This is a genomic window from Cellulomonas dongxiuzhuiae (assembly GCF_018623035.1).
Classification (GTDB): Bacteria; Actinomycetota; Actinomycetes; order Actinomycetales; family Cellulomonadaceae; genus Cellulomonas; species Cellulomonas dongxiuzhuiae.
In genome coordinates this window covers 2,252,825-2,265,124 of sequence record NZ_CP076023.1, presented here as the reverse complement: position 1 = coordinate 2,265,124, position 12,300 = coordinate 2,252,825, and the positions used below count along the sequence as shown (strand labels likewise).

Genomic DNA, 12,300 nt, shown 5'->3' with positions numbered 1-12,300 from the left:
GGTACGTGGGACGTGACCCCCAGGACGGAGGTCACCATGGCTGGTCAGGATCACGTCAGGCACCGTCAGGACGACGAGCCGGCGGACGAGCCGGTCACGCCGCCGCCCGCGGCGGCGAGCGCGCAGACCCGCGACGCGGAGGTCGACGCGCTGCTCGAGGAGATCGACGACGTCCTCGAGCAGAACGCCGAGCAGTTCGTGCGCGGGTTCGTCCAGAAGGGCGGTCAGTGAGCGCCGATGACCCTGCACGACTCGTCCGGCCGGCTCCCGCACGCCTTCACCACACCCGGTTCCGCCTCCTTCGTCGACTTCCTCGCGGGGTACGCCCCTGACCTGCTGCCCGGGCGTCGCCCCGTGCCGCCCGGCGAGGTGCAGGCGCCGCACGGGACGACGATCGTCGCGCTCGCGTTCGACGGCGGCGTCGTCATGGCGGGCGACCGGCGCGCCACGATGGGCTCGATGATCGCGAGCCGGCACATCGAGAAGGTGTTCCCGGCGGACGAGTTCTCGGCCGTCGGCATCGCGGGCACCGCGGGGCTGGCGATCGAGCTGGTCCGCCTCTTCCAGCTCGAGCTCGAGCACTACGAGAAGATCGAGGGCAGTCTGCTGTCCCTCGACGGCAAGGCCAACCGGCTCGCGACGATGATCCGGGGCAACCTCGCCATGGCGATGCAGGGCCTCGCGGTCGTGCCCCTGTTCGCCGGGTACGACCTGGACCACGGCGTCGGGCGCCTCTTCTCCTACGACGTGACGGGCGGACGCTACGAGGAGCACGAGCACCACGCCGTCGGCTCCGGATCCGTGTTCGCCCGTGGCTCCCTCAAGAAGCGCTGGCGGCCCGGGCTGGACGCGTCGACCGCCGTGCGGGTCGCCGTCGAGGCGCTCGTCGACGCAGCCGACGACGACTCCGCGACCGGTGGCCCCGACCGGGCGCGCCGCATCTGGCCCGTGGTGGCGACCGTGACGGAGGCCGGGTACCTGCGGGTGTCGGACGACGACCTCGCCGCCGCGGTCGAGACCGTCGAGAACGGCCGGCGCAGCGCACGACGCGAGGGAGGGCCGCGATGAGCATGCCGTTCTACGTCTCGCCCGAGCAGCTCATGAAGGACCGGGCGGACTACGCGCGCAAGGGCATCTCCCGCGGGCGCTCCGTCGTGGTGCTGCAGTACGACGACGGCATCGCGTTCGCGACCGAGAACCCGTCGCGTGCGCTGCACAAGATCTCCGAGATCTACGACCGCATCGCGTTCGCCGCGGTCGGCAAGTACAACGAGTTCGAGAACCTGCGGGTCGCGGGCGTGCGGTACGCCGACTTGCGCGGGTACTCCTACGACCGCGTCGACGTGACGGCGCGCGGTCTGGCGAACGCCTACGCGCAGACCCTTGGCACGGTGTTCACCACGGAGTCCAAGCCGCTCGAGGTCGAGCTGGTCGTGGTCGAGGTCGGCCGCGAGCCCGCCGGTGACCAGATCTACCGGCTGTCGTACGACGGCTCCGTGGCGGACGAGCACGGGTGGGTCGTGATGGGGGGCCAGGCGGAGCGTCTGGCCGGTCTGCTGGGCGCCGGGTGGCGCCCGGGCATGACGCTCGCTCAGGCGCTGGGGCTCGCGGTGCAGGTGCTGGGCTCCGCCGCCGACGACGGTGAGCCGCGGGTGCTGGGTGCGGCGCAGCTCGAGGTCGCGGTCCTGGACCGCACCCGCCCGCGGCGCGCCTTCCGGCGGCTGACGGGCGCGCTGCTGGAGGACGTGCTCGGCGGGGCGCAGGCCCCGGCGGGCGGGGACGGGCCGCCGGCACCCTGACGGGACGGCGCCGGCGGACGAGCGACGGGGAGTGACGCATGGACAGGCGCATCTTCGGTCTGGAGACCGAGTACGGGGTCACGTGCGCGGCGCAGGACGGCCGCGGCCTGTCCGCGGACGAGGTCGCGCGCTACCTGTTCCGCAAGGTGGTGGCGTGGGGCCGGTCGTCGAACGTGTTCCTGCGCAACGGCTCGCGGCTGTACCTCGACGTCGGATCGCACCCCGAGTACGCCACAGCCGAGTGCGACGACTGGCGCCAGCTCGTCACGCACGACCGTGCGGGTGAGCGCATCCTCGAAGGGCTCGTGGCCGACGCGCAGCAGCGGCTCGAGCACGAGGGGCTGCCCGGGCGCATCCACCTGTTCAAGAACAACACCGACTCCGCGGGCAACTCCTACGGCTGCCACGAGAACTACCTCGTGCGCCGCCAGGGGGACTTCGCGCGCCTGTCGGACGTCCTGGTGCCGTTCCTCATCACCCGCCAGATCCTCACGGGTGCCGGCAAGGTGCTGGCCACGCCGCGCGGCGCCGTGTACTGCCTGTCGCAGCGCGCCGACCACATCTGGGAGGCCGTCTCGAGCGCGACGACGCGCTCGCGGCCCATCATCAACACCCGCGACGAGCCGCACGCGGACGCCGAGCACTACCGCCGCCTGCACGTCATCGTGGGTGACTCGTCGATGTCGGAGACGACGACGATGCTCAAGGTCGGCTCCACGGACCTGCTGCTGCGCCTCATCGAGGCCGGCGTGACGATGCGGGACATGTCGCTGGAGAACCCGATCCGGGCGATCCGCGAGATCAGCCACGACATGACGGGCAAGCAGCCGGTCACGCTCGCGTCGGGTCGCACGGTGACGGCGATCGACCTGCAGGAGGAGTACCTGTCGCGGGTCAGCGACTTCGTCACCGCCGAGGTCGGGCCGTCACCGGAGACCAAGCACCTGCTCGAGCTGTGGGAGCGGGGGCTGCGGGCGCTGCGCACGGGCGACCTGACGCTCGTCGAGCGGGAGCTCGACTGGGTCATCAAGTACCAGATGATCGAGCGCTACCGGGCCAAGCACGACCTCGAGCTGTCCGACGTCCGCGTGCAGCGGCTCGACCTCGCGTACCACGACATCTCCCGCACGGAGGGCCTGTACAACCTGCTCGCGGCGCGCGGCCTGGTCGAGCGCGTCACCACCGACCTCGACGTCTTCGAGGCGACCGCCGTCCCGCCGCAGACGACGCGCGCGAAGCTGCGCGGCGACTTCGTCCGGGCGGCGCAGGACGCGCGGCGCGACTACACCGTGGACTGGGTGCACCTGAAGCTGAACGACCAGGCGCAGCGCACGGTGCTGTGCAAGGACCCGTTCCGCAGCGTCGACGAGCGGGTGGACCGGCTCATCGAGTCGATGTGACCGCGGTGCGGCCGCGGCCGGGACGGTCGGACGTCGCGGCGCGGTGAGCCGACGGGGCCGTACAGTGAGGCCCCGTCGCGCGCGGGTCGGTCCTTCCGGCCCGGTGGCGACGTCATGGAGGACCGATCTCGCGGGAGGCACGGACGTGCGGTGGGTGGCGGTTGCTCGCCGGGTGGCGGTGGTGGTCCTCGTCGGGCTGGTGCTCGCCGCGTGCACCGCGACGACGACCGTCGAGCCCGAGGTCACGGTGACGGGCGGTGCGGGTGAGGCCCCGACCGTCACGTACCTGACGCCGTTGACCGTGGACGAGACGTACCGGGAGACGATCTGGCCGGGCACGGGCGCGGAGCTCGTCGACGGCGCCCCGGTGCTCATCGACTTCTGGCTGGAGAACGCGCGGGACGCGAGCCTCGTCAAGGAGAGCTACTCCACGAGCCCCACGCCGCGGCTGCTCACGGTCGAGGATCTCGGCACCGACCTGTACGAGACGCTGCGCGGCCAGCAGGTCGGCGCCCGTCTGCTGCAGGTCGCCCCCGGCGGCTCCGGAGCCGACTACCCGACGGTCACCGTGCTCGACGTGCTCCCGACGCGTGCGGTCGGCGAGCCGGTCACGCCGGACCCGACCCTGCCCGTGGTGACCGAGGCCAACGACGGCTCGCTGACGCTGACGCCCACGGGTGCACCGCCGCCGGACCGCCTGGCGGTCGAGCCTCTGGTGCGCGGCACCGGTCCGCAGGTCGCCGAGGGCGACGTCATCACGGTGCAGTACGCCGGGTTCGCCTGGGACGACGGCGCCCTGTTCGACTCGACGTGGCAGCGCGGGCTGCCCGTCTCCTTCCTGCTCTCCGACGTGCCGTCCTGGGCCGAGGGGCTGGTCGACCAGCCCGCCGGCAGCCGCGTGATGCTCGTCGTCCCCCCCTCGTACCCTCTCGGCGTCACCGACGGCGAGGAGCTGGCCGGAAAGACGGTGGTCTTCGTGATCGACATCCTGGCCACGGGAAGCCCTGCGCAGGGTGCCCCGTGAGCCTCGCCCTGCGTGTCATCCCCTGCCTGGACGTCGACGCCGGACGCGTCGTCAAGGGCGTGAACTTCGAGAACCTGCGTGACGCCGGCGACCCCGTCGAGCTCGCGCGCCGGTACGACGCGGAGGGTGCGGACGAGCTGACGTTCCTCGACGTCTCGGCGTCGTCGTCCGACCGCGAGACCACGTACGACGTCGTGCGCCGCACCGCCGGCGAGGTGTTCGTCCCTCTGACCGTGGGCGGGGGTGTCCGGTCGCCGCACGACGTGGACCGGCTGCTGCGCGCCGGCGCCGACAAGGTCGGCGTCAACACCGCGGCCATCGCGCGACCCGAGCTCATCACCGAGATCGCCGACCGGTTCGGCTCGCAGGTGCTCGTGCTGTCGGTGGACGCCCGCCGGACCAGGGGCGAGACGCGCACGCCGTCGGGGTACGAGGTGACCACCCACGGCGGTCGCCGGGGCACGGGCGTGGACGCCGTCGAGTGGGCGCACCGCGCGGTCGAGCTGGGCGTCGGCGAGGTGCTGCTCAACTCGATGGACGCCGACGGCACCACCGCGGGCTTCGACCTGCGGATGATCACCGACGTGCGGGCGCGCGTGAGCGTCCCCCTCATCGCCTCGGGCGGCGCGGGCACCGTCGAGCACTTCGTGGAGGCCGCGCGCGCCGGGGCCGACGCCGTGCTCGCCGCGAGCGTCTTCCACTTCGGCACGCTGACGATCGGGCAGGTCAAGGACGCGCTGAGGGCCGCAGGCGTCGTCGTCCGCTGACGCCGCCGGCAGCTCCTGCCCCGACCCCGTGCAGGGCGCGGGGCGCCCCGGTCAGGGGCCGGTGAGCAGGTCCCGCACCACGGCCACGTCCTCGTCGGCACCGTCGAGCCGCACGTCCGCCGCCTGCAGCCGGCCCGACACCGCGAGCACGAGCTCGCCCACCGCACCGCGCAGCACGACCGTCCCGCGGCCGGAGCGCGGCGCGTGCACCGCCGAGCGGACGTCGTCGTCCCGCACGAGCACGACGCCCGGGCCGAGCCCGCGCAGGCGCAGCGGTGCCATGCGCACCAGCTGCGACCACAGGACCTCCACGAGGCCCTCGGGCAGCTCGCGCGGCGCGCGATCCCCGGCGCCCCGGCGCACGTCCTCGGTGTGCACGAAGTACTCCGTGGCGTTGACCGCGTCCCCCGCCCACGCGAGCGGGCTCCACCGTCGGGGCTGCACCGCGAACCGGTCGACGAGCGCGGCGTAGCCGGCGGCGTCGGACGCGGTCGCCGCGAGGCGCTCCGTGGCGGCGGCGAGACCGCCGCGCACCGCCGCGGCGGCCTGCCCGGGGCGCTCCCGGATCACCAGGTGGGCCGCCAGGTGCCGGGCCTGCCAGCCCTCGCACAGGGTGGGGTCGTGCGGGTCCGCGGCGCGCAGCGCCTCGGCGAGCCAGTCGCGCTCGGTCTCGTGCCAGGTCATGGCACGTGATCGTGCCACGCGACGGGTGCCGTCGCGCACCGCGCCACCCGCCCGGCCCCCCGCCGGGCGCTGTCACAGGTGCGTGAGAGGATCGCGCATCCCCTTCCCGTCAGGAGTGTGACCGCCGTGCCCGCGCGCCCCCGGACCCCCGCCGACCCCTCGCGTCCCGATGCGTCGGCAGCAGGGTCGGCGCTCCGCGGTTCGACCGCCCGCAGGTCGGTGGGGCTGGTCTGGCGCGGCATGCGGGCCCACCCGCGGACGTACGCCGCCGCCGTCGGCACCTCGGCGCTGTTCGGTGCGCTGACCGTGGCGGTGAGCCGGGTGCTCGGCGGCGTGACCGACCGGGTGGTGGTGCCCGCGCTGGCCGGGTCCGAGGAGGCCCAGGGCCGGATCTGGCTCGCCGGGCTCGTCGTCGCGATCGTCGCGCTCGCGCTCGCGGGGACCGTCGCGGCCCGACGGGTCTTCGCCGGGATCGGGGTCGCCGACATCCAGGCGGACCACCGTCGCCTGGTCACACGGCAGTACCTGCGGCTGCCGATGTCGTGGCACCGACGCCACCCCACGGGGCAGCTGCTCTCCAACGCGGGGTCGGACGTCGAGGCGGCGACGGGCGTGTTCAACCCGCTGCCCTTCGCGCTCGGCGTGGTCGTGATGATCGCGGTCGCCACGGCGGCGCTGCTGCGCACCGACGTGTGGCTGGCCGTCGCCGCCCTCGTGGTGCTGCCGCTCGCCGTGGTCGCGAACCTCGTCTTCCAGCGCCGCATGACCCCGGCCATCACCCGCGCGCAGCAGCTGCGCGCCGAGGTGGCCGACGTGGCCCACGAGAGCTTCGAGGCCGCCGCGCTGGTGAAGTCGCTCGGGACGGAGGACCGCGAGGACGCCAGGTTCGCCGACCGGGCACGCGCGCTGCGCGACGCGAACATCCGGGTCGGGGTCGTGCGCGCGGTCTTCGACCCGGTCATCGACCTGCTGCCCAACCTCGGCACGCTGCTCGTGCTGCTGGTCGGCGTCCAGCGGGTCGCGGCCGGCGCGATCGGCACCGGCGACGTCGTCGCGGCCGCCTACCTCCTCACGCTGCTCGCCGTCCCGGTCCGCGCCTTCGGCTGGGTGCTCGGCGAGCTGCCGCGCGGTCTGGTCGGCCACGACCGGATCTCGCGCGTCCTGGACGCCCCCGGCGTCCCCACCGACGGCACGACCCCCTGGGTCGCGACGTCCCCCGGGGCGACGCTCGAGATGCGCGGCGTCGACCTGCGGGTGCCGACCGCCGACGGCGAGGTCGAGCTGCTGCACGGTGTCGACCTGCGCGTCGAGGCGGGACGGACGCTCGCGGTCGTCGGCCCGACCGGCGCTGGCAAGTCGACGCTCGTCGGCCTGGTGCCGCGCCTGGTCGACCCGTCGGCCGGCGTCGTCGAGCTCGACGGCACCGACGTGCGCGAGCTGCGGCCCGCCGACCTCGCGGCGCAGGTCGGCTACGTCAGCCAGTCGACGTTCGTGTTCGAGGACACCGTGCGCGGCAACGTGACGCTCGCCGATCCCGACGACCCCGCGGCACCCGGCGACGAGGAGGTGTGGGCGGCGCTCGCCGCCGCACGCGTCGACGACGTGGTGCGGGCGCTGCCCGGCGGGCTCGACGCACCGCTCGGCGAGCGCGGCGCGAACCTGTCGGGCGGGCAGCGCCAGCGGCTCGCGCTGGCGCGTGCGCTCGTCCGGCACCCGCGCGTGCTGGTGCTCGACGACGCGACGTCCGCGGTGGACCCGGGCGTCGAGCGCGACATCCTCACGGGCCTGCGTGCGGACGACGACGCGAGCGGCCCCACCGTCCTGCTCGTCGCGTACCGCATGGCGTCGGTGCTGCTCGCGGACGAGGTGGTGCACGTCGAGGCCGGGCGCGTGGTCGACCGCGGCACGCACGCCGACCTCCTCGCGCGCGACCCGGGCTACCGGGAGCTCGCCACGGCGTACGAGCGTGAGTCGCTGCGGCGCGTGCGGGAGAAGGCGGACGAGGAGGCGGCCGAGGTGTGGGACCAGGACGTGGCGACCGGGGGAGGGCACAGGTGAGCACCACCGACGCAGGGCAGGAGGGCGCCGCGGACAGCCGGATGGCGCCGGCGAGCACGCTCGGCGTGTTCGCGACGCTGCGCCGCGCGGCCCAGGTCTCACCCGAGCTGCTCGACGGGCTGACCGTCACGCTCGCGCTCGCGTTGGTCGCGGCGACGGCCCGCGTGCTGGTGCCGATCACGGTCCAGCAGACCGTCGACACGGCGATCCTCGCGCCCGGCGGCGTCGACGTGTCCCGGGCCGCGGCGCTCGTCGGCGTCGCGGCCCTCGGCCTCGCGGTGGGAGCGGCGTGCTCCGCGGTCGTCAACGTGCGGCTCTTCCGCTCGAGCGAGGCGGGGCTGCTGACCCTGCGCACGCGTGCGTTCCGCCACGTCCACGACCTGTCGGTCCTCACGCAGAACAGCGAGCGGCGCGGCTCGCTGGTGTCCCGCGTGACGTCGGACGTCGACACGATCTCGATGTTCGTGCAGTGGGGCGGCATCATGCTGCTCGTCTCGGTGCTGCAGATCTTCGTGGCGACCACGCTCATGGCGGTCTACTCGTGGCAGCTCACGCTGCTCGTGTGGGCCTGCTTCCTGCCGCTGATGGTGGTGCTGCCGCGGATGCAGAAGGGTGTGAACCGGCGCTACGCGGCGGTCCGGGAGCGGTACGGGGCGATGCTGGGTGCCGTGTCCGAGGCCGTCGTCGGGGCCGAGACGATCCGCGCGTACGGCGTGTCGGCCCGGACGCAGCGTCGGATCGACGCCGCGGTGACCGCGACCCGCCGGGCGATGGTGCGGGCCCAGACGCTCGTGGCCGTCGTCTTCTCGTCCGGCGTGCTGGTGGCCAACCTCGTGCTGGCGGTCGTCGTGGTGGCCGGCACGTGGCTCGGGGTCGCCGGTGACCTGACGGTCGGGCGCGTCCTGGCGTTCCTCTTCCTCGTCCAGCTGTTCACGGGTCCGGTGCAGATGGCCACCGAGATCCTCAACGAGCTGCAGAACGCCATCTCCGGGTGGCGGCGGGTCCTCGGGGTCCTCGAGACACCCGTCGACGTGGCCGAGCCCGGGGACGACGCCGTCGCCAGTCCGCGGGGCCCCGCGTCCCTCACGTTCGCGGACGTCGGCTACGCCTACCCGGACGGTCCGCCGGTGCTCCGGGACGTCGACCTGCACGTCGCCGCCGGCACGTCCGTGGCCGTCGTGGGGGCGACCGGCTCCGGCAAGACGACGATGGCCAAGCTCGTCGCGCGGTTCATGGACCCCACGACCGGGGCCGTGCTCCTCGACGGCGTCGACCTGCGCCGCATCGCGTCGGCCGACCTGCGTCGTCGTGTCGTGCTGGTCCCGCAGGAGGGCTTCCTGTTCGACGGGACGCTCACCGAGAACGTCGCGTACGGGCTGCGCGACGAGGCGCCCACGGGTGGCCTGACGCCGGACGCCGTGGCGCGGGTCGAGCGGGTCGTCGCCGAGCTCGGGCTCGACACCTGGGTCGCCGAGCTGCCGGCGGGCATGGCCACCCCGGTGGGCCAGCGTGGTGAGCTGCTGTCGGCGGGGGAGCGGCAGCTCATCGCGCTCGCGCGTGCCCGTCTCGCGGACGGTGACCTGCTGCTGCTCGACGAGGCGACGTCGGCCGTGGACCCCGTCGCGGAGGTGCGGATCGCCCGCGCGCTGCGGGAGCTCGCGCGCGGCCGCACGACGCTCACCATCGCGCACCGGCTGTCCACGGCGGAGGCCGCGGACCTCGTCGTCGTCGTGCACGCCGGTCGCGTCGTCGAGGTCGGCACCCACGCCGACCTGGTGGCGCGCGGCGACCACTACGCGGCGATGCACGCCGCCTGGGTCTCCCAGACCCGCTGACGGGACGCACGCGCGAGGGGTCCCACCGCGGCGGCGGGGTGGCCCCGTGCGCCCTCGCGCGTGGCAGGATCGTCGGGTGCCGCAGACCGAGCCCTCCACCACCACCGCCGACGGCCGTCAGGCGCGTAGCGCCCTCGACCCCGCCGTGGCCGCACGCCTGCGTCGCGACGACGCCGGGCTCGTCGCCGCTGTCGTGCAGCAGCACGACACGCGGGACGTGCTCATGCTCGGCTGGATGGACGACGAGGCCCTGCACCGCACCCTGACGACGGGCCGCGTGACGTTCTGGAGCCGGTCGCGCCAGGAGTACTGGCGCAAGGGCGACACGTCCGGGCACGTCCAGCACGTGCGCTCGGTCGCGATCGACTGCGACGGTGACGCGCTGCTCGTCACCGTGGACCAGGTCGGCGCGGCCTGCCACACCGGCACCCGCACGTGCTTCGAGGCCGGCGGCCCCCTGCCGGTCGCCGTCCCCGCAGCCTCCGACCCGTCCGCGGTCGGCGACGCCCCGACCTCCCGAGGAGCTCTGCCGTGACCCAGCCGTCCGTCTCCGCCGCGCCGCGCGCGACCGCCACGGACCTGCCGTGGGGGGCGACCTGGCCGACGCGCGAGGACTTCCGTGAGCTGGCCGCGGACCGGCGCGTCGTGCCCGTCGTGCGGCGGCTCCTCGCCGACGACGTGACGCCCGTGGGCCTGTACCGCACGCTCGCGGCGGGGCGGCCCGGGACGTTTGTGCTCGAGTCCGCCGAGTCGGACGGCACCTGGGGCCGCTGGTCGTTCGTCGGCGTGACGGCGCGCGCGTGCCTGTCGGTGCGGGACGGACGGGCCGTGTGGTCCGGCGACGTGCCCGTGGGCGTGCCGACCGAGGGGGACGTGCTCGAGGTCCTGGGTCGCACGCTCGAGGTGCTCCACACGCCGCGCATCGAGGGCCTGCCGCCCCTCACGGGCGGCCTCGTGGGCGTGCTCGGATGGGACGTCGTCCACCACTGGGAGCCGACGCTGCGCGCGCTCGCGCCGGAGGAGCTGGGGATCCCCGAGGTGACGATGCTCCTCGCCTCCGACCTGGCGGCCGTCGACCACGTCGACGGGTCGGTGTGGCTCGTCGCCAACGCCATCAACTTCGACGCGACCGACGAGCGGGTCGACGACGCCTACGCCGACGCGCTGCGCCGGCTCGACGAGATGCAGGCCGCGCTGCGCCGGCCCCCGTCGCCCGCGCCCGCCGTCATCGACCCGGACGCGGTGGTGCCGGAGCTGGAGTTCCGCAGCACGCGCGACGAGTTCGAGGCGCAGGTGCGGCGGGGGCAGGAGGCGATCCGCGACGGCGACGTGTTCCAGGTGGTGCTGTCGCTCCGCCTGGACCTGGACTGCCCGGCGGACCCCCTGGACGTCTACCGCGTGCTGCGCACCGTCAACCCGAGTCCGTACATGTACCTGCTCGCGCTGCAGGACGCGGACGGCCGGGACTTCTCGGTCGTCGGGTCGAGCCCCGAGACCCTGGTGAAGGTCAGCAACGGCCACGTCACGACGTTCCCGATCGCGGGCTCGCGGCCGCGCGGCGCCACGCCGGAGCAGGACCGCGCGCTGGCCGACGAGGTCCTCGCGGACCCGAAGGAGCGTGCGGAGCACATCATGCTCGTCGACCTGTCCCGCAACGACATGGTCAAGGTGTGCGAGCCGACGAGCGTCGAGGTGGTCGAGTTCATGGCCGTGCGCCGGTTCTCGCACATCATGCACATCTGCTCGACGGTCGTCGGACGGCTGCGCGCGGGCTCCACGGCGCTGCAGACCCTCGTGGCGACGTTCCCCGCCGGCACCCTCTCCGGTGCGCCCAAGCCCCGCGCGATCGAGCTGATCGACGAGCTGGAGCCGGCCCGCCGCGGCGTGTACGGCGGCACCGTGGGGTACTTCGACTTCGCCGGCGACATGGACATGGCCATCGCGATCCGCACCGCGGTCATCCGGGACGGCCGTGCGAGCGTCCAGGCCGGCGGCGGCATCGTGGCCGACTCCGTGCCCGCGCTCGAGTACGAGGAGTCGCGCAACAAGGCGGCGGCGGTCGTGCGGGCGATCCAGCTCGCGTCGCGCCTGCGTCGCGACGTGCCGTGACGGGTGCGTCGACGGCCGGCTCCCGGGCGGCGGTGACGGACGGGCCCGCGCGCCGCGGGCGCTGGGTGCTCCTGCTCCTGCTCGCCGCGGCCCTGGTGGGTCTCGTGGCGCTGCCCACGTGGGTCGTCGCGGAGGGCAGCAGCGCCCTGGAGGACCAGGTCCGCGTGGCCGTGGCGGGTTCGCAGGTCGCGCCGCAGGCCTCGGCCGCGGCGCTCGTCCTGCTCGCGGCGGCCGGGGCGGCCGCACTCGTGGGACGGGCAGGTCGCTGGGTGGTGGCGATCGTCGTGGCCGGTGCCGGGGTGCTCGTGGTGGCGGCCGGGGTCGCGGTGCTCGCCGACCCGAGCGGCGCCGTGACGGGCGCGGTGGCGCAGGCCACGGGCGTGGCCGCCGGTGCCGCGCGGACGACGACGACGCCGGCTCCGGTCGCCGCGGTCGTCGTGGGTGTGCTCGTCGTGCTCCTCGCCGCCGCGCTGGCGCGCGCCCGCGGTGCCTGGCGCCAGGGCTCGCGACGCCACGAGCGTCCCGGTGCCACGGGGAGCGGTCCGGCTCCGGCGGGGCCGGCCGACGAGCGCTCGGACTGGGACGCGCTGAGCCGGGGCGACGACCCGTCCTGACCAGCGCGTC

Annotated in this window: 12 protein-coding genes; 11 read left to right on the top strand and 1 reads right to left on the bottom strand. The window is 74.6% G+C overall.

What is annotated here, in order from left to right:
- Positions 1 to 36 precede the first annotated feature (36 nt).
- The 6 genes from KKR89_RS10115 to hisF all read left to right on the top strand — a co-directional run bounded on the left by KKR89_RS10115 (position 37) and on the right by hisF (position 4,990).
- Positions 37 to 231 (top strand): ubiquitin-like protein Pup, encoded by a 195-nt coding sequence (locus KKR89_RS10115; RefSeq protein ID WP_208195235.1) that lies wholly within the window; start codon positions 37 to 39, stop codon positions 229 to 231.
- 6 nt (positions 232 to 237) lie between these two features.
- Positions 238 to 1,068 carry a proteasome subunit beta gene (gene prcB, locus KKR89_RS10110; RefSeq protein WP_208195234.1) on the top strand — a complete coding sequence of 277 codons (831 nt, stop codon included), beginning with the start codon at positions 238 to 240 and terminating at the stop codon, positions 1,066 to 1,068.
- A complete protein-coding gene (prcA, locus tag KKR89_RS10105; RefSeq protein ID WP_208195233.1) occupies positions 1,065 to 1,799 on the top strand; it encodes a proteasome subunit alpha in 735 nt (244 codons plus the stop codon). The genes prcB and prcA overlap by 4 nt, the downstream gene beginning before the upstream one ends.
- Before the next feature lie 38 nt (positions 1,800 to 1,837).
- Positions 1,838 to 3,199: a Pup--protein ligase gene (gene pafA / locus KKR89_RS10100; RefSeq protein ID WP_208195232.1), complete on the top strand. Its 1,362-nt coding sequence runs from the start codon at positions 1,838 to 1,840 to the stop codon at positions 3,197 to 3,199.
- 154 nt (positions 3,200 to 3,353) lie between these two features.
- A complete protein-coding gene (locus KKR89_RS10095) occupies positions 3,354 to 4,223 on the top strand; it encodes an FKBP-type peptidyl-prolyl cis-trans isomerase (protein WP_251140846.1) in 870 nt (289 codons plus the stop codon).
- The gene (gene hisF, locus KKR89_RS10090; protein ID WP_208195230.1) at positions 4,220 to 4,990 is read left to right on the top strand and encodes an imidazole glycerol phosphate synthase subunit HisF; all 771 of its coding nucleotides are present in this window, start codon (positions 4,220 to 4,222) and stop codon (positions 4,988 to 4,990) included. Before KKR89_RS10095 ends, hisF begins: the two co-directional genes overlap by 4 nt.
- A 51-nt stretch (positions 4,991 to 5,041) precedes the next feature.
- Here the strand turns inward: hisF and KKR89_RS10085 are convergent, their stop codons facing one another.
- Positions 5,042 to 5,674, bottom strand: a complete 633-nt coding sequence (locus KKR89_RS10085) for a TIGR03085 family metal-binding protein (RefSeq protein ID WP_208195229.1) — start codon at positions 5,672 to 5,674, stop codon at positions 5,042 to 5,044.
- Between the two features lie 240 nt (positions 5,675 to 5,914).
- On the opposite strand from KKR89_RS10085, the gene KKR89_RS10080 reads away from it, so the two are divergent.
- The 5 genes from KKR89_RS10080 to KKR89_RS10060 all read left to right on the top strand — a co-directional run bounded on the left by KKR89_RS10080 (position 5,915) and on the right by KKR89_RS10060 (position 12,290).
- On the top strand, positions 5,915 to 7,732 hold the full coding sequence (locus tag KKR89_RS10080; RefSeq protein WP_208195228.1) for an ABC transporter ATP-binding protein: 1,818 nt from the start codon (positions 5,915 to 5,917) through the stop codon (positions 7,730 to 7,732).
- A 41-nt stretch (positions 7,733 to 7,773) separates the two neighbouring features.
- Entirely contained in the window at positions 7,774 to 9,567 is a 1,794-nt protein-coding gene (locus tag KKR89_RS10075; RefSeq protein WP_208195728.1) for an ABC transporter ATP-binding protein, read from the top strand.
- 76 nt (positions 9,568 to 9,643) lie between these two features.
- A complete protein-coding gene (hisI, locus tag KKR89_RS10070) occupies positions 9,644 to 10,102 on the top strand; it encodes a phosphoribosyl-AMP cyclohydrolase (protein WP_208195227.1) in 459 nt (152 codons plus the stop codon).
- Entirely contained in the window at positions 10,099 to 11,676 is a 1,578-nt protein-coding gene (locus tag KKR89_RS10065; RefSeq protein ID WP_208195226.1) for an anthranilate synthase component I, read from the top strand. Before hisI ends, KKR89_RS10065 begins: the two co-directional genes overlap by 4 nt.
- Positions 11,673 to 12,290: a Trp biosynthesis-associated membrane protein gene (locus KKR89_RS10060; RefSeq protein WP_208195225.1), complete on the top strand. Its 618-nt coding sequence runs from the start codon at positions 11,673 to 11,675 to the stop codon at positions 12,288 to 12,290. Before KKR89_RS10065 ends, KKR89_RS10060 begins: the two co-directional genes overlap by 4 nt.
- Positions 12,291 to 12,300: the final 10 nt, after the last annotated feature.

What these genes read in the sequence shown, in the direction of transcription:
- KKR89_RS10085 (WP_208195229.1), bottom strand. Translation starts at nt 5,674, where the DNA reads ATGACCTGGCACGAGACCGAGCGCGACTGGCTCGCCGAGGCGCTGCGC.
- KKR89_RS10080 (WP_208195228.1), top strand. Translation starts at nt 5,915, where the DNA reads ATGCGGGCCCACCCGCGGACGTACGCCGCCGCCGTCGGCACCTCGGCG.
- pafA (WP_208195232.1), top strand. Translation starts at nt 1,838, where the DNA reads ATGGACAGGCGCATCTTCGGTCTGGAGACCGAGTACGGGGTCACGTGC.
- KKR89_RS10115 (WP_208195235.1), top strand. Translation starts at nt 37, where the DNA reads ATGGCTGGTCAGGATCACGTCAGGCACCGTCAGGACGACGAGCCGGCG.
- prcB (WP_208195234.1), top strand. Translation starts at nt 238, where the DNA reads ATGACCCTGCACGACTCGTCCGGCCGGCTCCCGCACGCCTTCACCACA.
- KKR89_RS10075 (WP_208195728.1), top strand. Translation starts at nt 7,774, where the DNA reads ATGGCGCCGGCGAGCACGCTCGGCGTGTTCGCGACGCTGCGCCGCGCG.
- prcA (WP_208195233.1), top strand. Translation starts at nt 1,065, where the DNA reads ATGAGCATGCCGTTCTACGTCTCGCCCGAGCAGCTCATGAAGGACCGG.